The sequence below is a fragment of the Belliella aquatica genome (assembly GCF_014637795.1).
GTDB lineage: Bacteria > Bacteroidota > Bacteroidia > Cytophagales > Cyclobacteriaceae > Belliella > Belliella aquatica.
In genome coordinates, this window is the sequence record NZ_BMFD01000016.1 from 73,248 (window position 1) to 93,983 (window position 20,736).

The following is a 20,736-nucleotide window of genomic DNA, read 5'->3' on the forward strand; positions in this document are numbered from 1 at the left end:
ATTATCTAGGCACTGTTTTGTACAACACCAAACCCGTGACAGCAAATACTAGATTGGGTAACCATATAGCAAACAAAGGATAGGTCGTCCCTGCTTCTGCAAAAGTCCTGGAAAGGAGAAACAAAATGATATAAACAAAAGCCAACAAAAAGCCCAAAGCAATCTGAAAACCAGAGCCACCTCTAGTTTTTTTGGAGGAAACAATCACGCCGATAAATGTTAGGATAATCGCTGCAAAAGGTGACATATACCGCACATAGCGCTCGATTTTATAATAATTCACATTGTCAGCACCCCTATCTTCTAGGACTTGGATTTGCTTAGACAGCTCAGGGAGTTTTAAGGTTTCATGATGATTGGAAGGCAGATCGAAATCATCTGGTGTGATAGAAAGTAAGGTATCTAAATTATCTCCTTTGGTATATGTCTCTCCTCTTTCATTTAATACCCTTAAATTCCAGTTTCTGGCACTCCAAGAGTTGATGGCGGTATCCCAAACAATCCTATCCGCAGAGAACTTAGCAACCAACTCTCCATCTCTGATTTGTTCCAAGGTGAAACTATAGCCCATATTCCCCACAGGGTAATACCTAGAAATATATGCATAGACATCAGGGGCTACTTTGATATGGATATTGGATTCGTTGTAAAATTTGGTCTCTTCGAGATACTGAGTTTTGAACTCAGTCACTCCTGCTGTCGCCACAGGCAAAACCCATCCATTCAATAAAAAAGAGGCTGCACCAATCATCGCTGCTCCTACAAAAAAAGGAATCAACATGCGGACAAAACTGGTTCCTGAGCTCAAAATTGCAATTATCTCTGTCCTTCCTGCCATTTTGGAAGTGATGAAAATAACAGAGATAAATACGGTTATCGGAGTTAGTAAATTATTCAAGTACAAGCCATAATTAGCCATATACTTGAGGATTTGGACTGCAGGTACTTTATTTCGGATAAAGGCATCATTCTTTTCTGTAAAATCCAGAACAAGCACAATAAGGATCAACATCAAAACCACAAAAAAGTAGGTCTTGAGAAAATCCTTAATGATAAGTTTATCCAATATTTTCATATTACAATCTTGTGCTGACTTTTTTGACCATTTGATCTTTCCACGAGGAGAATTCTCCTGATTTGATTTTCTCCCTCGCCTGTCCTACCAGCCAAAGGTAAAATGCTAAGTTATGAATACTTGCTATCTGCGCACCAAGTATTTCTTTGGAAATCGTCAAATGTCTCAAATAGGCTTTGGAATAAAAACTACTAACGTAAGAATTGATCGCAGGGTCTATCGAACTGAAATCTTCTTTCCATTTTTCGTTTTTGATATTGATAATCCCTTCTGAAGTGAAGAGCATTCCATTTCTGGCATTCCGCGTTGGCATCACACAGTCAAACATATCCACGCCAAGTGCGATACACTCCAGAATATTAGCAGGAGTACCTACACCCATCAAGTATCGAGGCTTATCTCCCGGCAAGATATCCGTGACCATTTCGGTCATTTCGTACATCATCTCTGCAGGTTCTCCGACTGAAAGTCCACCGATGGCATTCCCTTCCCGATCACAGGAAGCAATAAATTCAGCAGATTGTTTCCTCAAATCTTTATAAACTGAACCTTGAACAATTGGAAATAAGGTTTGGCTGTAGCCATATTTCCCTTCTGTACTATCAAATCGCTCAATGCAACGCTTTAACCAACGGTGAGTCATGTCCATGGATTTTCTTGCATACTCAAACTCACATGGATAAGGCGTACACTCGTCAAAAGCCATGATGATATCTGCCCCAATGCTACGTTGGATATCCATAACACCTTCAGGAGAAAAAATATGTTTTGATCCGTCTATATGGGATTTGAAAACGACCCCTTCTTCGGTGATTTTCCTTGTTCCGGCTAAAGAAAAAACCTGATATCCTCCACTGTCTGTTAAGATGGGTTTTTCCCAGCCATTGAATTTATGAAGTCCTCCTGCTTTCTCCAGCACACCCAGTCCCGGTCTCAAGTACAAATGATAAGTATTTCCCAAAATAATCTGAGCTTTGATATCATAGGTCAACTCACGCTGATGTACGGCTTTCACCGAACCCGCTGTACCGACAGGCATAAAAATAGGAGTTTCTATATCTCCATGATCAGTTTTGAGTAGTCCTGCCCTCGCTTTACTTTGAGGATCTGTATGTTGTAAGGTAAACTTCATATATTTTTTTTAAGAAGCCTAGCAATAATTTAGGCATTGCTGGCACTTAATGATAAATTCAAGCACAAAAATATAAGCTTATTCTTAATTGAATGCTGAATTTGCTTTTATATTTGCCTGTTAAATAATCTGGAATGATCAATGATGTTTTGTGGATTGTGTTTTTGGTTGCGCTTGGCGTGCAATTGATATACATCCTTCTTATTTTTACTCGGCTTTCTTTTTTTAATCGGAATAAAATTTCGACTTCCAACTCCAACACATCTGAGGGAGTTACCATCATCGTCGCTGCGCATAATGAAAAAGAAAATCTAAAGAAGTTGATTCCGATTCTTTGCAGTCAAGATTATCCCAATTATGATGTGATGATCATCAATGACCGCTCCTTTGACGGTACCCGTGTGCTTCTTGAGAAAATGATGGGCCAATACCCACAACTCCGCACCGTAACCATCAAATATACTCCCGACCATGTCACCTCAAAAAAATATGCGCTTACTTTGGGGATCAAAGTAGCTAAAAATGATGTCCTATTATTGACAGATGCTGACTGCATTCCTCAGTCAGATCAATGGATTCGGTTGATGACCGCACCAGTTCGGGAAGAAGGGAAAACTTTCGCCCTTGGCTATTCTCCATATGAAAGGGACCATGGAGTTCTGAATAAATGGATACAATTTGAGACGTTGTGGACAGGGTTGCTTTATTTCTCCTTCGCACTTTGGGGCGCTCCTTTTATGGGTGTAGGTAGGAATCTATCCTACCGTAGAGGGTTTTTTATGGAGAAAAAAGCCTTCAAAGATCTTTGGCAAATTGACTGTGGCGATGATGATCTTTTCATCAATAAATATGCGAATGGCAAAAATACATCTGTGGTTATCCACCCCGATAGCATTACTTTATCCAGACCCAAGTCCACATGGAAAAGTTACTTTAGACAAAAGAAGAGGCACTTTCATGCCGGGAAATATTACAGGGGCAAAGACAAACAGAAAATTGGACTTTACTCATTTTCCCATCTATTATTTTGGGGATCAGGTATTACCCTAGCTATATTTTTAGGCTTAAGTCAAAATTGGGAACAATTTTCGCTAATTATGGGTATAACTATTGTTCGATCGATATTGCTCACTTCAGTAGTCACATCGGCAAGAAAAAAACTCGAAGGAAATACCAAAGTGTTTTGGACATCGCTTTATGATGTCATTTATCTAGGGTATTTTTGGATCATCGGCACATTAGGGTATCAGTCAAAAAAAGTTAGATGGAAGTAAATTCAAGAGGTTTTTCAAATAAAGCATTAGAAGATTTTGATCTCATCGATCGTGCGGTAGATCAAAATGATCAGCAAGCTTATGCTGCGTTGATGAAGCGCTATAAAAAAGCGGTGTACTTCATGATTCTGAAAATGATTCGCGATGCAGACGATGCCGAAGACCTCACGATGGAAGCTTTCGCCAAAGCTTTCAAAAACCTTCATAAATTCAAGAAAGATTATACTTTTAGCACTTGGCTTTTTAGAATCGCCACAAACAATACCATTGACTTTATCCGAAAGAAAAAACTCAAAACCATGAGTCTCAACACTACACTCAGTGATGATGGGGGAAACTCTGTGACCATTGACGTAGAAGATGATGAAAACAACCCTCAGGACGAATTCATCAGATCTCAAAGAATTGAGATGGTGAGGGTGTTTGTGGATAAATTACCAGCCAAATATCGAAAACTCGTAGAACTCCGCTACTTCCAAGAACTCTCTTACGACGAAATTGCTAAGGAACTCGACAAACCTCTAGGAACGGTAAAGGCCCAACTTCACCGATCAAGAGAATTGCTTTTCGAAATCGCCTCAGGGAAAGAAAAGCATATCTAAAAGTTTTAAGAGCTCGTCCGCCGTGGCGGATTGAAAGATTTGGAAGTCTATTTGATTTTTATCACCCATGGAAATCTGCTCAATCAAAGTCATCTCTGGTCTATTAGCACACTGATGACGCTGATTGGACAGATCAACGCTGATTCTTTTTTTATCTGCGCCCATTCGCCTTATCCGCGTTCTATTGGCACACAGGTGACGCTGATCGAGCAGATTTTCACTGATTTTATTTTTTACCCGTGACCATCCGCATTATCTGCGTTCTATCACTGAAACCAAGTTGATCTAAAAATAAAGCTTCTTATCCTTAATAAATTCCTCCACCTTATCCGGCAACAAATAGCGAACAGAATGGCCTGATTTGATGGATTCTCTGATGAATGTGGCTGAGATATCCATCAATGGTGCAGCTATAAACTGTACATTGGGATGCTCAAAATCTGGATTGGAACCAGGGCGGGGATAAACATAAAGCCCATAATGCTCGAGAACCTGCTCGTGATTTTTCCACTTGTGAAAATGCTGCAGATTATCACCTCCGATAATCAGCCTAAATTCATGCTGTGGGTTTTTTTCTGAAAGAAAAGTCAGGGTATCTATCGTAAAACTTGGCTTGGGCATGTGAAATTCCACATCTGAAGCCTTAAAAAAGAAATGATCGGCGATGGCGAGCTCTACCATCTTAAGCCGATCAAATTCATGTAATAATGTTTTTCTAGCTTTGAAGGGATTTTGAGGACTGACCACAAACCACACTTCATCCAAATCAGTCTGATCTTGCATCACATTGGCGATAATCAAATGGCCGACGTGAATAGGATTAAAAGATCCGAAAAAAAGCCCGATTTTCAAATTTATTTTGCTAAGAATTCTCCTACCAGCGTCTCTGCTTCTGCAAATGACTTTTGCATATCATCATTGACGATGGTTACATCAAATTTATTTTCAAAGCCCATCTCAAATTTGGCCTTGTAAAGCCTACGAGAAAGACTCTCTTCTGATTCTGTTCCTCGGTCTTTCAGCCTTTCGGTCAAAACCTCTAAAGAAGGCACTTTGACAAATATCGCTATGGCTTGATCGCCGAAGTATTTCTTGAGATTAAGACCACCTTTAACATCCACATCGAAAATTACATGCTTTCCAGAATCCCAAATGCGCTGAATTTCTTCTTTGAGGGTTCCGTAGAAGTTACCTTCATACACTTCCTCCCACTCTATAAATGCGTCTTGATCAATTTTTGACTTGAATTCGTCGGGACTTAAAAAGTAATAATCTTTTCCATTTTCCTCTTCTCTCCCCCGTTTATCTCTCGTACAAGCGGAAATGGAGAATCCCAAATTTGGATATTTCCCTATTAAATGTCTGACTATGGTCGTTTTGCCTGAACCTGATGGAGCTGAAAAAATAATCGCTTTACCTGATGACATATTTTTTATTTAATCTCTTCGATTTTTTGACGGATATCCTCCACAAGTTGAGAAGGCACTTCATGTTTGGTACACTTAGTTCTAAGCACTTCCTTGATTGCAGCCTCCAGATGATAATGCTCAAAGCAAGGTTGGCATTTGGCAAGCTTCGACTTCAAGACTTCCTGTGAATCAGGCGCATCGTTTCCGTCCAAGATACTTTCCAGCAACTGAAAGCATTTGCTCACATCATTACACTGCAATTTCCTTTCTCCTGTTCCTTCTAAATTATTGTCCATTTACTTTTCAATCTAGGGTAATCTATAATATCTCTTATTCTATCTAATCTCTTGTATTATTCCTCTTCGTCTGTCTTGTAGCCCATATCTTGAGCATAGGAACGTAGCTTGTCTTTCAATAAGTTCCTCGCTCTATGCAATCTAGACCTTACAGTCCCTATAGGAATATCCAAGATCTTCGCCATTTCTTCGTAAGTAAAGCCTTCCAAATCACAAAGAATGATCACGGTACGAAAATCAACAGCAAGACTATTGAGTGCATTGGAAATCTCATCTCCAAGCATATCCTTAACAGAATCCACCCGCAAGTCAGACGTGATGCCATAATCAACATCATCTGAGTTGTAATAAGTTTCAACTTCTTGATAATCAACTTTAGCAGGTTGCTTACTTTTCTTTCTGTAATCGTTGATAAAGCTATTTTTCAAAATCCTGAACAACCAAGCCTTGGCATTGGTACCCTGCTCGAAAGAATTGATAAATCGGTAGGCTTTGAGGTAAGTATCTTGCACGAGGTCTTTGGCATCGTCCTCGTCGAAGGTTAGCCGGTAACCAAAATTATACATGGAATCTATGTGTGGCATAAATTCCCCGTCGAAAATCCTGTTTTTTTCCTGATCGGAATATTTTTTTCTCTGCACTTCAGACATAAGTATCAAAAGTAAGCAATGGGTCAAATTATAGCTAATTTTTTTGAAAAAAGTGATTTTCATTCTGCCCACAATCGACAGTCAATTGCCCACAGTTTTGAGAAATCAGGTAGTAAAAGGTTTATACATTGCTACTATTTTAGATATTTGTGGATGAAAAAAGACCAGCCTAGTTGAATATTAAGTCCATTTTCTACTCAAATAACGATTAAAGCTAACCCTCTTTGTTACTTCCAAAATGCTGTGGACTGTCGACCGTTGTCAGTTGACATATAATGAGCATGATTTCGTTTGTCAATTGTAAAGCCTAACTTTAACCTTCACCCTCTAGATCAAACATGTAATGTTCCTAATCAAACTTATTTCTTACCTTCCTTTAAGCATCCTTTACTTGTTTTCAGATTTGTTATATCTGATAGGATATTATGGGATTGGATATAGGAAAAAGGTGATCAAAGAAAATCTACTGCATGCTTTTCCAGAAAAATCAGTAGCGGAGCGATTGGAAATTGAACGGAAATTTTTTAGAAATCTGACAGATTCTTTTGCGGAAATTATCAAAATGCACACCATATCAAAAGAGGAGTTGACGAGAAGAGTTCAAATCGAAAATGCTCACATTCCGTTAGATCTTGTCGCAAAAGGTGAAGTTGTAGTAGGTATGACGGGACATTTCTTCAATTGGGAGATGCATTTGCTCCATATGATGGCCAATGTCAGTACGCAATGCGAGGTAGTGTACCTCAAAGTAAACAGTCCTTTTTTCGAAAAACTGATGAAAACCATCCGAAGTAGATTTGGGGGAATGCTGGTAGAACGAGCGGCTTTTCAACGGGAATACCTGAGAAATAGGAACACCCCACGCTTGATCGTCCTAGCTGCAGACCAAAGACCAACTAAAGCTGAAATCCGTTATTGGTCACCTTTCATGAATCGAGAGACAATTTTCTTTGAAGGTGCAGAGAAGCTTGCCAAGCGCTTTGGGCATACGGTGATATATTCTGAAGTACGCAAACCCAAACGCGGCCATTATATCTTTACCTACAGCCTTATGGACAGTCCTCCTTATGATCATGCGGCGGAACATAGCATCACTGATGAATTTATCCGCCGAACAGAGCAAAGTATCCGCAAAAGTCCAGATCTTTATCTTTGGAGCCACAACCGCTGGAAAGTCAGTCGATGATATTCTATAGCACGCTAATGACGCTGATCGAGCAGATTTTCACTGATTTTTTTAACCTGTGACCATCCGCTCAACCCGCATTATCCGTGTTCTATCCAGCTAAAAACTAAAATAGCTATTCCAAAAAATCTTTTATTTGTTTATCAAATCCTGGTATTCCTGGTGCAGCTTCTGAGTGAATCAGGTTTTTTTCTACCAAATAGATCTGAATATCTTTCTTTTGAGGATAATTCTCCAGCTTATTTAATTTATAAAATTGGTCATCCCTATCGTATAGTACAGGATATGGAAAATCTATTTTTTCTAAAACTCTCAAAAGGTAGTCCTTATCGATAACTCCTTTTGGATGTTGACCCCCAAAGACAAATATCACAGGAAGATCTTCGTTCTTCTCTTTCAATTCATGTATTGACTTGGAAATGAGCATAAGATAATTGGTAGATCTTCCTGTTTGCAACCCAAAATAACCTACCATTTTTTTATCACAATCAAGGCATAAGTTTTCGTTTACCTCACCAACATAAATTTGCTCTAAACCTTCAGGAAATTCTATCGTTTCAGGAGGCCTATCTGAACAGGAACTAAGTATGAATGTCAAAATTGTTACAAGGAAAAGAGATTTCATAAGCTGAGGAATTGTAGCTATCATTTTCTATTTATTTAACATTTATCTTAGCACGCACAAGTACAGGATAATCGAATTCAGTTTCTTCAAGCTTGCTTTCAAAAGATATAGGCACTTGATTACCAAGCTTTGCAGTAAGCACAGAATGATAAGACAAAAACATCACTTCGCCATTTTTAAAACCAATTGGGTCACTAAATAAATCTTCATCTTGAGTATTCGCTTCCCAAAAGTATGACCTTCCGTTTTCTTTGTTAATCAGAACTACTTTTTTGTAAAAACCTGATTTGCTCTGAACATGGATGTTTGTCAAATAAAAATTTGAGTTAGAAAAAAGCGATTTGTAGGTCGCAAAACCATTTTCCATTAGGATTTCAAAACCTTCATTTATATCTACATCCCAAAACTCACCTGGAATCGAGTATTTTCCAAAATCTATTTCAAATACAGTAGAAAATTTACCATTTGAATATTCATAAACTTTATTGTTGAAAATTTCAGTGTAGTTAACCCCATCAATAGATTCATAAAAGCTACGTTCTGATAGAGGAATCATCGTATTTGTATAATCGTTTGGAAGAAAAGAATCTTGAATATTCCCCTTGGAATCACTCTTCACCACTCTATGAGATACGAAAGGCGAATTATACCCACCAGCTAATAAAAACCCCTGATCTTTGAGATTAAAAAATGAACCTGCTAAGTAGTCAACATCTGAAATTTTTGACAATTCACCAGATTTTGATTTCTGATAGATCGAAGTTTGATCTCCGATTGAAGATAAAAGAAGCAAATCACCGTCTTCTGAAACCTGAAAATCTTGAAGTCCCAACAATTGATTCGGACCCTCACCAACTTCTGCCTTTTTACCGAGGTATTTTCCGCTCTGATCAAAATGATAAACAGCATCAAATTTTTCAGCATCCATTATGAAAAAACCATCCTTATGCGCTCTGATTCTGAGTTCCATAGTCATAAGATTTTGCAAATTCGTCTCCAATGGAATTAGATCAGTAATTTCAAATGACTTGTTATCTATCAACTTTGCATCCTCAAGTTTCAACTGTAGCACACCACTTTCATCATAAAATCCGGGCTTACTATTACAAGACAAAATGATCAAAAAAACAGAAATAACACGAATTCTCTTTATCATAATAAATACTTTTAAATTAATATTTGATTTGAAATATAGCTAAAACTAAAAGACCTCACAAGCTAACTGAAAGAAGAATAGAACACTGAACCTGACCTGATCATCGGGATTATACTGATTGAACAGATAAATAAAATATTTTGTAAGTATATGATAAGTTCACTTACTTTTTCTTAACCTCTTCGATCTCTTTTCTAAGCAAATTAGGCATTCCCATTTCCGCATTTATGATTTTCTTCATTCCAATTAGATGAAAAGCCTGCAAAGGTTTATTCTCAGTCGAAGACTTATCAAGATTGTTTAAAAAGTAAAACTCATTATTTTGATCAAACATTACTTGAAAGGGAAATTCATATTCTTTTAAAATACGTTCAAGTGTAGATTTATTTTTTCCGTGAAAAACAAATAAAAAACCTACATCAGGATACTCTTCTGAGATTTCAACCCAACTTTACATAAGGGGCTTCAGAAAATACAAACTTCTCAGAGAGTAATCACAATAAATAACAATTTTTTGCTCACATTCTAAACAGACCTCTTTGCTTCCTTCTACTTCATCAATGATTTCCAAAGTCGAGGGAATAATGAATACTTCATTTTCACTTTTACATGCAAAGCAAAGAACCGTAACTAAGGTAATTAGGATTATATTTTTTATATTAAATGTTCTTTTTATTAAGGACTATAACTTGTAGTCAAAATCATTTTGGGGAACCTTACTCAAAAGAGCTGATGATTCTTTATTTTCATTAAAATCCAAGATAATTTTTCTCAATACTTTTAAGAAAAAATTTAGTCTTAACCACTAAACTAACTATATCAAAGATCTAATATTAAAAACTTCTTTCAAAAATCAAACTTCAATAAACTATTTAAAAGTTCGATTGGGTAAACAATTATACTATGATTTTTATCCACTTCCATTCCTCAAATCCATGTCATCCACTTTCTATTAAAGCCAAAAAATCCATTAACTTTGAAGCTTGTAGAACGGATAGATTAAGAATGGATTACCTCAAAGGACTGAACCCCCCACAAAAAGAAGCTGTAGAACACACTGATGGACCTGTGATGATCATTGCAGGCGCCGGATCGGGCAAAACACGGGTACTGACTTACCGAATTGCCCACTTGATCAATGCCAAAGGTGTTGACCCTTTCAATATACTCTCCCTGACTTTTACCAATAAGGCTGCTGCCGAAATGAAAAATAGGATAGAAAGATTGATTGGCCTAGAAGCTAGAAATACCTGGATGGGGACTTTTCACTCTACCTTTGCCAAAATCCTCCGTGTGGAAGCAGAAAAACTCGGTTACCCTTCCAACTTCACCATTTATGATTCTGATGATAGCAAATCACTGATTCGCTCTATCGTCAGGGAAATGAAACTGGACGATAAAGTTTACAAGGCGAATACGGTTCTTTCTAGAATTTCAGGTGCAAAAAACAGATTGATTTCTTGGGAAACTTACCTGACCGACCCTTACATCAAAACCGACGACGATGCAGCCATGAAGCCTCGTATGGGCGAGATTTACAAAACCTACCAAAAGCGTCTTTTCAAATCCTCTGCGATGGATTTTGATGATTTGCTGTTCAATACCAACATTCTTTTCAGAGACCACCTTGATGTTCTCAACAAATACCAACAGCGCTTCAAATATGTGATGGTGGATGAGTTTCAGGACACAAACCTCTCCCAATATCTGATCACCAAAAAACTTGCTGCTGTCCATCAAAATATCTGTGTGGTGGGGGATGATGCACAAAGTATTTACGCTTTTAGAGGTGCGGATATTCAAAACATCTTGAATTTTGAAAAGGATTATCCTGATCTTTTTATAGTCAAACTAGAGCAGAACTATCGCTCTACCAAAAACATCGTCCAAGCTGCCAACAGCATCATTGCCAAAAATAAAGCTCAACTTCAAAAAAACGTCTGGACACAGAATGTAGAAGGCGACATGATCGAACTGATCAAAGCGAGTTCTGACAATGAAGAAGGGCGTGTGGTAGCAACGACAATTTTTGAAGAAAAGAACAACAAAAAGCTCAATAACAGCGATTTTGCCATTCTCTATCGCACCAACTCTCAATCTAGATCGATGGAAGAAGCTTTGCGTAAAATGAATATCAACTACAAAATTGTCGGTGGACTTTCATTTTACCAAAGAAAAGAAATCAAGGACCTGATGGCATACATGCGCTTTGTGGTCAATCGAGACGACGAAGAAGCTTTTAAAAGAATCATCAACTATCCAAAAAGAGGAATTGGAGATACAACGGTAGAGAGAATGCTCGTGGCTGCTTACGAGCATGATATTCCACTTTGGGAAGTCATGACCAATGCGACTAGTTTCTTATCAGGAAGAGCTTCCAATGCAGTGGAAGATTTTACTACGATGATCAAAAGTTTCAGCATCGAAGTGGAGCGTAAGGATGCCTTTGAAGCAGCGACATCAATCTCCAAGCAATCGGGTTTGTTGAAAGATTTGTATGAAGACAAGACCATTGAGGGGCTCAACCGGTATGAAAACGTCCAAGAATTACTGAATGCCATTAAGGAATATGTTGACAATCCTGAAAATGAGGATAAGTCTTTAGGCGCATTCTTACAGGAAATTGCACTTTTGACAGACAATGACCGTGACAAAGACACTACCGATTCGGTGACCTTGATGACTATACATTCTTCCAAAGGCTTGGAGTTTAAGCAGGTATTTGTGGTGGGAATGGAAGAAGATCTTTTTCCATCGCAGATGATGATGCAAAGCAGAGAAGATTTGGAAGAAGAAAGACGTTTATTCTACGTCGCTTCGACTCGTGCCATGGACAAGCTATACCTTACCTATGCACTCACACGCTACCGCTATGGGAGATTGCTGAATTGTGAGCCGAGTAGGTTCCTCGAAGAAGTCGACCCTGCATGTATCCGGGTGAACAAACGGATGACTTCAGCACCATCGGGAGCTTTGAGAAACGAAGGAAGTGAGGGCAGAAATGGATTTATCGGCATCAAAAAAAATCCATCCATGCGTCCACAGACCACGGCCAAAGTTCACACTCCAAGTCCGGATTTTAAGCCTTCGAATACTAACAATCTTGCAGAAAGCATGTTAGTAGAGCATCCAAAATTCGGTTTTGGCAAGGTTTTGAAGATTGAAATAGAAGGAATCAATAAAAAAGCCACGATACAATTCGAGAATTTTGGAGAAAAGACTTTATTACTTAGCTTTGCAAAGCTCAGAATAATAGACTGAGAAGCATAGGCTTCCAAATTATTACAGCAAAATAAACCAAACTGATTTTAAATGATTTTTTGTACCTTCAAGGAGGTGGAGCAAATGGTTTGGCAATGAAACTAAATGAAAGAAACAAACACACAGTTATTTTGAAAGAATACGGAAAGAATATCCAAAGACTGGTCACGCATATTGCTGGCTTAGAAGATCGTGAGAGGCGCACTCAAAGTGCCTACACACTGGTAGAAATCATCAAGCAGCTCAATCCAAACCTGAAATTAGAAAGTGATCAGAAGATTTGGGATGATTTGTATATCATGTCAGATTTTACTTTAGAAATTGACGGTCCCTATCCGATGCCGGAAAAAGAATTGCTTGGCAAAAAACCACTTCCTATTGGTTACCCAATTGGAGAAGTGAAGTTCAAGCATTACGGTAGAAACATTGAAAAGCTGATCGAAAAAGCGGTAGAAATCGAAGATGACGAAGAGCAGGAAGCAGCGATAATTTATATCGGTCAGCTGATGCGAAGTTTCCATTCCACTTGGAACAGAGACAACTTCGATGATCAAATTATCCTCGACGATATCAAAACGCTTTCAAAAGACAAGTTGCATATCGACTTGGAGAAAGTAAAGGAAATGGGTCTTTTTGAAACCAATACAAGAAGAGATTTTAAGATTCCAATCGAGGCTGAAAACACTGGAAACAACAGAAGAAATTTCAGCGGAAATAACAGAAGAAGAAATAACAATAACGGAGGTCACTCCAAAAAACGTCGATAAATGTCTTCATTCAGAGTAAAAGGTGGATTAAAGCTCAAAGGGGAAATCACTCCTCAAGGAGCCAAAAACGAAGCGCTTCAGATTCTTTGCGCAGTATTACTTTCTCCAGAAAAAATCACCATCAACAAGATCCCAAACATCCGTGATGTCAATAAGCTAATAGATCTGCTTTCTGACATGGGTGTGAAAGTGGAAAAAACTGGCCCTGAATCTTATGCTTTTAAGGCCGATCAGGTAGATCTGAAGTATTTGGATACAGAAGAATTTTTACAAAAAGCCTCAGCCCTTAGAGGTTCTGTAATGATCTTGGGCCCACTTTTGGCGAGATTTGGAACAGGGAGATTGTCCAAGCCGGGAGGTGATAAAATCGGAAGAAGAAGAATGGATACGCATTTTACAGGTTTTCAAAAACTAGGTGCAGAATTCCATTATGACAGTAAAAGAGAGATTTACCATATCGATGGAAAAAACCTTAAAGGTGCATACATGCTCCTTGACGAGGCTTCGGTGACAGGAACAGCAAATATTGTAATGGCAGCAGTTTTGGCAGAAGGCAAAACGACAATTTACAATGCAGCCTGTGAGCCCTACTTACAGCAGCTTTGCGAAATGCTCAATAGAATGGGCGCAAAAATCACTGGAATAGGTTCTAATTTATTGAATATCGAAGGGGTAAAATCCTTGAAAGGAACAGAGCACACGCTACTTCCGGATATGATTGAGATTGGTTCATTCATCGGTCTAGCAGCCATGACCCAGTCTGAAATCACCATCAAAGATGCTCAAATCCATAGATTAGGTATAATCCCTGATACATTCAGAAGAATGGGAATCAACTTAGAATTCCGCGGTGATGATATTTTTATTCCTGCTCAAAAGCATTACATCATCGATACTTTTATCGATGGTTCTATCTTGACGATAGCTGATGCAATTTGGCCAGGATTTACACCGGATTTGTTGAGTATCGTCTTAGTGACTGCCACGCAAGCAAAAGGAACTGTTCTCGTTCATCAAAAAATGTTCGAAAGCCGCTTATTCTTTGTCGATAAACTCATAGACATGGGCGCACAAATCATTCTTTGTGATCCACATAGAGCTACGGTTATCGGTTTGGACAGAAAATATCCCTTAAGAGGAATTCGAATGACTTCACCGGATATTAGAGCGGGTGTTGCGCTTTTAATCGCTGCACTTTCTGCTGAAGGAACGTCTGTCATCGATAATATCGAGCAGATCGACCGAGGTTATCAATACATCGATCAGCGTTTGAATGCATTAGGAGCAGATATTGTGAGGATTGATTAAGATCATTATGATATAATCTTATTTTGAAAATCAAGATATTTTGGAACCATCAGCATTTATTTGTTGGTGGTTCTTTTTTTAACTCAAGAATCAATTAAATTGTAGATCAAACAAATACAACCTCCAATCAAATGAAAAATTCAATTCAAATATTTAGCATTTTCGTACTAGGATTGCTTTTAGCCTGTTCCACCCCACAAGAGGAGCTCACGACTCCACAAAAAGTAGCTAAGGCTTATGGCTATGATAATTTTGACAAGGTAAATTCCATTGCATACACTTGGAATGTGCAGGCTGGGGATGTAGTTCGAACACGCGATTGGAAATGGAATATCAAGGATAGAACTGTGTACTATGCAGATGCAGATACGAGTTACACCTACAGCCTTGACCTTCCAAAGGAGGAATTACCAAAAGCTGATGCTGGCTTTATCAATGATAAATATTGGTTGATGTATCCTTTTCAGTTGATCTGGGACACCGGATATACTTATGAAGAAACTGCTGATGTAGCTGCTCCAATTTCAGGAGAAAACAGTACCAAACTCACCATTATCTACAACAATGAAGATGGCTACACGCCGGGTGATGCTTACGACTTGTATTTAGATGAAGCATTTATGATCCGAGAATGGGTTTTCAGAAAAGGCAATGGCGCAGAAGGCAGAGCATTTACTTGGGAAGCTGAAAAAACGATTGATGGTGTTACATTCGCTACCGAGCATTTCAATGCTGACGGTGTGAAATTTATTTGGTTTACAGGAGTTGAAATTGAATAGTTATGAAAAAGCTGATCACCCTCTTCATTTTCATTATTTCATATCAAGTTTCCGCACAACAACTGAGTGACACCGAACGGAAGCTAATTGAAGCAATTGACAGAAACTACCATGAAACTGTAAAGCTTTTAGAAGAAACTGTCAACATCAATTCCGGCACTTTCAATCTTGAAGGAGTCAAAGCTGTTGCCAAGGTTTATGAAAGAGAATTTACGAAAATTGGTTTCCAAACAGAGTGGATCACTTTGCCTGATTCACTTAGAAGAGCAGGACATTTTGTAGCAACTAGAAAAGGAAATAAGGGGAAGAAACTTTTTTTCATCGGCCACTTGGATACGGTTTTCGAAAAAGACATGCCTTTTTATCCTTTTGAAATGGTAGATGAAAACACTGCCAAAGGACAAGGAGCCAATGATATGAAAGGTGGCAATGCTATGATTTTCGCTACTTTGAAAGCACTTGATGATTTGGGATTATTAGAAGACCGAACAATCACCGTCTATTTCACAGGAGATGAAGAGAATTCAGGCAAGCCAAGTTGGGTAAGTAGGCTGGATTTTGTAGAGCGGGCAAAGCAGCATGATGTTGCCCTAGGCTATGAAACTGCCCAAGGATTCAATATCGCCACAGTCGCTCGAAGAGGAGCTTCTGGGTGGACTTTGAAAACCACGGGTAGGCAAGTGCATTCTTCAGGAGTTTTCAAAGAGAATGCGGGTTACGGAGCAATTTACGAAGCTGCAAGAATTTTGAACGAATTCAGAGTTCAACTCGCAGATGAACAATATTTAACCTTCAATCCTGGTCAATTTATCGGCGGCTCAGATGTCAGCTACAATGCAGAAACTGGAAAAGGAGAAGCTTTGGGCAAAACCAATATTGTCTCCAGAGAAGCATTTGTAACTGGAGATTTGAGATTCCTTGGTGAACCACAGAAAGAAGCCGCTAGAGAAAAAATGCGAAATATCGTCAGTCAAAGTTTGAACAGGACAACTGCAGAAATAGAATTTGAAGATGGGATTCCATCGATGCCACCGACAGCAGGGAATCTAGCTTTAGTAGACATCTTGAGCCAAGTGAGTTTGGATATGGGTTATGGTGTGGTAAAAGCTGGAGATCCAGGCTCGAGAGGAGCTGGAGATATTTCTTATGTCGCTGAATATTTGGATTGCATAGACGGTATTGGTGCATCAGGATCAGGCGCCCATTCTCCAGCAGAAACTATCAATATGAAGCAATATCCTGATTTGATCAAAAGAAGCACTTTGTTTGTTTATCGGTTGCTTTATTAATTATTGATTAAAATAGGAGGTGTAAATTTACTGCTCAAATAAAATTTCTGTAAAAAAAACGCTTTGATACTTCGTGTCTCCTTTTTGGCTCACAATCTTTAAAAAATGTCACAAATGAGGCAACACACAAAACTTAGGCGAAATAGATGCCAAATAATTTTGTGGATAATCGTTATTAGTCGATGAATTATCAGCGAATCAATTACTTTAAAACACACCATTTTTGTCTCGCTGCTGGTGTGAAAGCGGATATACATATTAACATAAAACCAAAAGATTGGATATATTTTAATCCAATCTAAACCTATTTTTTAAAGATGTTTAATCTAAATACAGAAGTTTTCCTTCTTGGATATCCAACATTTTTTATCTTTAAGCCTATGAAGAAATTAATCACCTCATTGTCATTGGCAGCAGGTCTCTTGGCTGGCTTTTTTGCATGTGACGACAAACCAATTGAAACAGCATCCCAAATGGAAGAAACGCATAAAGTAGTCGTATATCAGGTTTTTACTCGACTTTTTGGAAATACCAATACCACCAACAAGCCTTGGGGGACTTTGGAGGAAAATGGTGTCGGTAAATTCTCTGATTTCACGGATAAAGCACTTCAGGAAATCAAAGATTTGGGTGTGACACATGTTTGGTACACAGGTATCCCCCATCATGCTGTCATCAGAGACTATTCTGAAATCGGGATTTCCAATGATGATCCCGATGTGGTCAAAGGCCGTGCAGGTTCGCCATACGCTGTCAAAGATTATTACAATGTCAACCCCGACTTGGCTGATGATCCTACCAAAAGATTGGAGGAGTTTGAGGCGCTGATAGCAAGAACCCATCGGCAAGGAATGAAAGTCTTGATTGATATCGTACCCAATCATGTGGCTCGTCATTATGAAGGAAAGAACAATCCTGAGGGAGTGAGAGATTTCGGAGCAGATGATGATCTGACTATGGAATACAAGCGTGATAATAATTTTTATTACATCCCAGGCAAAGCATTTCAAGTACCTGAACCTTTGAATGATTATAAACCTTTGGGAGGAGCAAATCATCCTTTGTCAGATGGAAAATTCGAGGAAAACCCCGCAAAATGGACAGGAAATGGCTCTCGTGAAGCTCAGCCTTACTTCCACGACTGGTACGAAACTGTAAAAATCAACTATGGTATAAAGCCTGATGGCACAAAAGATTTTCCTGAATTGCCTGTACAATTCCGAGAGGAAGCATATCAAGCACATTATGAATTTTGGCAAGATAAGGATGTACCCGATTCTTGGAAGAAATTTAGAGATATGGCTCTTTACTGGACCAAGAAAGGTGTCGATGGATTTAGATTTGACATGGCGGAGATGGTACCAGTTGAATTTTGGAGTTATATGAATTCAGCCATCAAAATGGAAAATCCTGATGCTTTCCTCCTTGCTGAGATCTACAATCCAAGAGAGTATAGAAACTATATTCAACTAGGGAAGATGGGTTATCTCTATGATAAAGTTGAACTCTATGACACGCTCAAAAATATTATGCAAGGTCGTGGATCTACCGATAACTTAGTATCCATCCAACAAGGTTTGTCCGATATCAGCGGGCACATGTTGCATTTCTTGGAGAACCATGACGAACAGCGCATCGCAAGCCCTGAGTTTGTTGGAAAGGCAGAAATTGCCAAGCCTGCGGCTGTCTTGTCTGCTACAATAGATCAAGCTCCCATGATGCTCTACTTTGGACAGGAAGTTGGCGAACCAGGTGCTGAAAATGCTGGTTTTGGAACTTCGAGCAGAACTTCTATCTTCGATTATATAGGTGTTCCCCATCACCAAAGATGGATGAATGAAGGAAAATTTGATGGAGGACAACTTAATCCAGCTGAAAAAGAACTCAGAGACTTTTACAAACGCTTACTCAACTTCACCATCAAAAGTCCTGCTCTAGCAGGAAACTATGCCGAGATTCATTCCTTCAACAGAACAAATACTGAATGGTACAATGATCGTGTTTTTTCCTATATCCGATGGTCTCATGATCAAAGATTACTCGTCATCACCAACTTTGACACAGAACAGTCTTTCGGTTTTGAATTACAACTGCCACCCAGCATTTTGGACCTTTGGGAATTGTCAGAAGGTGAATATACACTTGATGAAAAACTCTATGGCAAGGCAAAAACCAAACTTTATGTATCTTCTGGCCAAGCAAAAATTCGAGTTGATTTAAAGCCTTTGGAAAGCTGGATTTTGGAGATCAAATGAGTTGAAAGTTGAATAAGTTATTGGTTAATTGAGTTGAGATTTAAAAGCCCTTTAAGGGGGGCTTTTTTCTATTTATTCTAAAAACATAAATGCGGAATTATTTGGCTAAAGCCTAGATAAAATCATTGACCTAATTCCCTCCAGCAAAAGCAGGAGGCAATTGAAGAAGTATTTATAATTCAATTGGGATGTGGTTTTAGCCCATCCTCAGAAAGGATCATAATTTGAGTTGGCTTTAGCCAAAATTTCCAATACCGAATTCTTTTAATCCAGTTGGCATGAATCAATTGTACTTTTAGAAATACAATTTTTGTATTTTTCGTACCTTAAAAGATACACTTTAAAATATATTATGTATCTTTGAAAATATAATGGAAGGATTAATCAATAGATATAGAAACTTATTAAAGTCTGTCAAAACAGACTTTAAAAGGAGCCATTACAATAAAATCAATTGGAACGGCAGAGCTATCTGTATTTTGGGTGCTCGAGGTACAGGAAAATCTACATTAATGCTTCAGTACCTTAAAGAAAACCTACCGCTAGATCAATCTTTATATTTAAGTCTAGACGATTTGTTTTTCAAACAAAACAGCTTGGTTGATTTAGCAGAGAGATTCTATCAATTAGGAGGTAGAAATCTACTTTTGGATGAAGTACATAAATATGAAGATTGGCAAAGCGCTGTAAAAAACATCTATGATTTCTATCCTGATCTCAAGCTAATCATATCTGGATCTTCAATTTTGGCTTTACAAAAATCACAAGCGGATTTGAGTAGAAGACTTGTTTATTATGAATTACCTGAACTATCTTTTAGGGAATATTTGAGTCTCAAATTGAAGATTGAGTTGGAAAAATACGACCTTACTCAAATTTTAAAAGATCACCAAAAACTAATCGACCCCATTCTTGCTTCAGTTCCAGATGTGATGCTACATTTTGAAAACTACAAAAAGATTGGAGCATACCCTTTCTTTTTAGAAGATGAAAGAGACTATATTTCAAAAATCAACCAACTCATCAATGTTATCATTGATTATGATCTACCGGAAGGCAAAGACATTTCGACAAGTACTCAGGCAAAATTGAAAAAACTTCTCTATCTAATTTCCACCTCTGTACCATTCAGTCCAAACATAACCAAGCTTGCTGAAAAAACAGACACAACAAGACCAAGACTGCTCGAAATGCTACACATGCTGGAAGTTTCTAAACTGATCAAAAGTTTGAGAAGCTCTTCTAAAGGGATAAGCATGATGAATAAACCAGACAAGATTTACCTATCAAATACTAACCTTATTTACGCTCTCGCTTTAGAAAATCAAAATTCTGGCAATATTAGAGAGACATTTTTCTATAATCAACTAGAAAATAGTGGCTCCATACTCACTACAGCCAAGAATGGGGATTTTTTAGTTAATAATCAGTTTGAATTTGAAGTAGGAGGGAAAAATAAAACTTTCGATCAGATAGCCAATATCCCAAATTCCTACATTGCAGCAGATGAAATGCTCTATGGAATGGGAAACAAAATCCCTCTTTATCTTTTCGGTTTTTTATATTAAAAAAAGATCTAATGGTCAAAAATAGTTGGTAAAAACCCTGTAACGTATTGATTTAAAATTATTTACAAAAACCTTATTGAAATCAGTTTCAATAAGGTTTTTTT

The 20,736-nt window shown here is 38.2% G+C and carries 19 protein-coding genes; 10 read left to right on the forward strand and 9 right to left on the reverse strand.

Features of this window, described 5'->3' with window-relative positions:
- Position 1: 1 nt before the first annotated feature.
- A complete protein-coding gene (locus IEV57_RS16630; protein ID WP_188444175.1) occupies positions 2-1,075 on the reverse strand; it encodes an LptF/LptG family permease in 1,074 nt (357 codons plus the stop codon).
- Position 1,076: 1 nt separating this feature from the next.
- Positions 1,077-2,207 (reverse strand): tRNA guanosine(34) transglycosylase Tgt, encoded by a 1,131-nt coding sequence (gene tgt, locus IEV57_RS16635; RefSeq protein WP_188444176.1) that lies wholly within the window; start codon positions 2,205-2,207, stop codon positions 1,077-1,079.
- A 134-nt stretch (positions 2,208-2,341) separates the two neighbouring features.
- Here tgt and IEV57_RS16640 point away from each other — a divergent pair, with 134 nt between their 5' ends.
- The gene (locus IEV57_RS16640) at positions 2,342-3,481 is read left to right on the forward strand and encodes a glycosyltransferase (protein WP_188444177.1); all 1,140 of its coding nucleotides are present in this window, start codon (positions 2,342-2,344) and stop codon (positions 3,479-3,481) included.
- Positions 3,472-4,083, forward strand: coding sequence for an RNA polymerase sigma factor (locus IEV57_RS16645; protein ID WP_188444178.1), 612 nt, complete (start codon positions 3,472-3,474; stop codon positions 4,081-4,083). Before IEV57_RS16640 ends, IEV57_RS16645 begins: the two co-directional genes overlap by 10 nt.
- 285 nt (positions 4,084-4,368) lie before the next feature.
- On the opposite strand, the gene nadD is transcribed toward IEV57_RS16645, so the two are convergent.
- The 4 genes from nadD to IEV57_RS16665 are packed head-to-tail and all read right to left on the reverse strand — an operon-like array spanning position 4,369 to position 6,438.
- Positions 4,369-4,935, reverse strand: coding sequence for a nicotinate (nicotinamide) nucleotide adenylyltransferase (gene nadD / locus IEV57_RS16650; RefSeq protein WP_188444179.1), 567 nt, complete (start codon positions 4,933-4,935; stop codon positions 4,369-4,371).
- A gap of 2 nt (positions 4,936-4,937) precedes the next feature.
- Positions 4,938-5,510 carry a guanylate kinase gene (gmk, locus tag IEV57_RS16655; RefSeq protein ID WP_188444180.1) on the reverse strand — a complete coding sequence of 191 codons (573 nt, stop codon included), beginning with the start codon at positions 5,508-5,510 and terminating at the stop codon, positions 4,938-4,940.
- Between the two features lie 5 nt (positions 5,511-5,515).
- On the reverse strand, positions 5,516-5,788 hold the full coding sequence (locus IEV57_RS16660) for an anti-sigma factor (protein ID WP_188444181.1): 273 nt from the start codon (positions 5,786-5,788) through the stop codon (positions 5,516-5,518).
- A 56-nt stretch (positions 5,789-5,844) separates the two neighbouring features.
- Complete coding sequence (locus tag IEV57_RS16665) at positions 5,845-6,438, reverse strand: sigma-70 family RNA polymerase sigma factor (RefSeq protein ID WP_188444182.1); 594 nt, start codon at positions 6,436-6,438, stop codon at positions 5,845-5,847.
- 343 nt (positions 6,439-6,781) lie between these two features.
- Between IEV57_RS16665 and IEV57_RS16670 the strand changes: the two genes are divergently transcribed.
- Entirely contained in the window at positions 6,782-7,624 is an 843-nt protein-coding gene (locus IEV57_RS16670; RefSeq protein WP_188444183.1) for a lysophospholipid acyltransferase family protein, read from the forward strand.
- Between the two features lie 115 nt (positions 7,625-7,739).
- Here the strand turns inward: IEV57_RS16670 and IEV57_RS16675 are convergent, their stop codons facing one another.
- The 3 genes from IEV57_RS16675 to IEV57_RS16685 all read right to left on the reverse strand — a co-directional run bounded on the left by IEV57_RS16675 (position 7,740) and on the right by IEV57_RS16685 (position 9,739).
- Positions 7,740-8,273 (reverse strand): hypothetical protein, encoded by a 534-nt coding sequence (locus tag IEV57_RS16675; RefSeq protein ID WP_188444184.1) that lies wholly within the window; start codon positions 8,271-8,273, stop codon positions 7,740-7,742.
- Positions 8,274-8,280: 7 nt separating this feature from the next.
- Complete coding sequence (locus IEV57_RS16680; RefSeq protein ID WP_188444185.1) at positions 8,281-9,405, reverse strand: DUF4934 domain-containing protein; 1,125 nt, start codon at positions 9,403-9,405, stop codon at positions 8,281-8,283.
- A 163-nt stretch (positions 9,406-9,568) separates the two neighbouring features.
- On the reverse strand, positions 9,569-9,739 hold the full coding sequence (locus IEV57_RS16685; protein WP_188444186.1) for a hypothetical protein: 171 nt from the start codon (positions 9,737-9,739) through the stop codon (positions 9,569-9,571).
- 671 nt (positions 9,740-10,410) lie between these two features.
- Between IEV57_RS16685 and IEV57_RS16690 the strand changes: the two genes are divergently transcribed.
- The 7 genes from IEV57_RS16690 (at position 10,411) to IEV57_RS16720 (ending at position 20,632) form a co-directional block, all read left to right on the forward strand.
- The gene (locus tag IEV57_RS16690) at positions 10,411-12,666 is read left to right on the forward strand and encodes an ATP-dependent helicase (protein WP_188444195.1); all 2,256 of its coding nucleotides are present in this window, start codon (positions 10,411-10,413) and stop codon (positions 12,664-12,666) included.
- Between the two features lie 95 nt (positions 12,667-12,761).
- A complete protein-coding gene (locus tag IEV57_RS16695) occupies positions 12,762-13,433 on the forward strand; it encodes a DUF4290 domain-containing protein (protein ID WP_188444187.1) in 672 nt (223 codons plus the stop codon).
- Positions 13,434-14,741 (forward strand): UDP-N-acetylglucosamine 1-carboxyvinyltransferase, encoded by a 1,308-nt coding sequence (gene murA / locus IEV57_RS16700; RefSeq protein ID WP_188444188.1) that lies wholly within the window; start codon positions 13,434-13,436, stop codon positions 14,739-14,741.
- Between the two features lie 131 nt (positions 14,742-14,872).
- Positions 14,873-15,520, forward strand: a complete 648-nt coding sequence (locus tag IEV57_RS16705; protein ID WP_188444189.1) for a hypothetical protein — start codon at positions 14,873-14,875, stop codon at positions 15,518-15,520.
- A 2-nt stretch (positions 15,521-15,522) separates the two neighbouring features.
- Positions 15,523-16,809, forward strand: coding sequence for a M20/M25/M40 family metallo-hydrolase (locus IEV57_RS16710; RefSeq protein ID WP_188444190.1), 1,287 nt, complete (start codon positions 15,523-15,525; stop codon positions 16,807-16,809).
- 473 nt (positions 16,810-17,282) lie between these two features.
- Entirely contained in the window at positions 17,283-19,064 is a 1,782-nt protein-coding gene (locus IEV57_RS16715) for an alpha-amylase family glycosyl hydrolase (RefSeq protein ID WP_394801656.1), read from the forward strand.
- 371 nt (positions 19,065-19,435) lie between these two features.
- The gene (locus IEV57_RS16720) at positions 19,436-20,632 is read left to right on the forward strand and encodes an ATP-binding protein (protein WP_188444192.1); all 1,197 of its coding nucleotides are present in this window, start codon (positions 19,436-19,438) and stop codon (positions 20,630-20,632) included.
- The last annotated feature ends 104 nt before the right edge of the window (positions 20,633-20,736 follow it).

What these genes read in the sequence shown, in the direction of transcription:
- IEV57_RS16680 (WP_188444185.1), bottom strand. Translation starts at nt 9,405, where the DNA reads ATGATAAAGAGAATTCGTGTTATTTCTGTTTTTTTGATCATTTTGTCT.
- IEV57_RS16690 (WP_188444195.1), top strand. Translation starts at nt 10,411, where the DNA reads ATGGATTACCTCAAAGGACTGAACCCCCCACAAAAAGAAGCTGTAGAA.
- IEV57_RS16695 (WP_188444187.1), top strand. Translation starts at nt 12,762, where the DNA reads ATGAAACTAAATGAAAGAAACAAACACACAGTTATTTTGAAAGAATAC.
- gmk (WP_188444180.1), bottom strand. Translation starts at nt 5,510, where the DNA reads ATGTCATCAGGTAAAGCGATTATTTTTTCAGCTCCATCAGGTTCAGGC.
- IEV57_RS16705 (WP_188444189.1), top strand. Translation starts at nt 14,873, where the DNA reads ATGAAAAATTCAATTCAAATATTTAGCATTTTCGTACTAGGATTGCTT.
- IEV57_RS16715 (WP_394801656.1), top strand. Translation starts at nt 17,283, where the DNA reads ATGGAAGAAACGCATAAAGTAGTCGTATATCAGGTTTTTACTCGACTT.
- murA (WP_188444188.1), top strand. Translation starts at nt 13,434, where the DNA reads ATGTCTTCATTCAGAGTAAAAGGTGGATTAAAGCTCAAAGGGGAAATC.
- IEV57_RS16670 (WP_188444183.1), top strand. Translation starts at nt 6,782, where the DNA reads ATGTTCCTAATCAAACTTATTTCTTACCTTCCTTTAAGCATCCTTTAC.
- IEV57_RS16675 (WP_188444184.1), bottom strand. Translation starts at nt 8,273, where the DNA reads ATGATAGCTACAATTCCTCAGCTTATGAAATCTCTTTTCCTTGTAACA.
- IEV57_RS16640 (WP_188444177.1), top strand. Translation starts at nt 2,342, where the DNA reads ATGATCAATGATGTTTTGTGGATTGTGTTTTTGGTTGCGCTTGGCGTG.
- IEV57_RS16720 (WP_188444192.1), top strand. Translation starts at nt 19,436, where the DNA reads ATGGAAGGATTAATCAATAGATATAGAAACTTATTAAAGTCTGTCAAA.
- IEV57_RS16660 (WP_188444181.1), bottom strand. Translation starts at nt 5,788, where the DNA reads ATGGACAATAATTTAGAAGGAACAGGAGAAAGGAAATTGCAGTGTAAT.
- IEV57_RS16685 (WP_188444186.1), bottom strand. Translation starts at nt 9,739, where the DNA reads ATGTTTGATCAAAATAATGAGTTTTACTTTTTAAACAATCTTGATAAG.
- IEV57_RS16710 (WP_188444190.1), top strand. Translation starts at nt 15,523, where the DNA reads ATGAAAAAGCTGATCACCCTCTTCATTTTCATTATTTCATATCAAGTT.
- tgt (WP_188444176.1), bottom strand. Translation starts at nt 2,207, where the DNA reads ATGAAGTTTACCTTACAACATACAGATCCTCAAAGTAAAGCGAGGGCA.
- IEV57_RS16630 (WP_188444175.1), bottom strand. Translation starts at nt 1,075, where the DNA reads ATGAAAATATTGGATAAACTTATCATTAAGGATTTTCTCAAGACCTAC.
- IEV57_RS16665 (WP_188444182.1), bottom strand. Translation starts at nt 6,438, where the DNA reads ATGTCTGAAGTGCAGAGAAAAAAATATTCCGATCAGGAAAAAAACAGG.
- IEV57_RS16645 (WP_188444178.1), top strand. Translation starts at nt 3,472, where the DNA reads ATGGAAGTAAATTCAAGAGGTTTTTCAAATAAAGCATTAGAAGATTTT.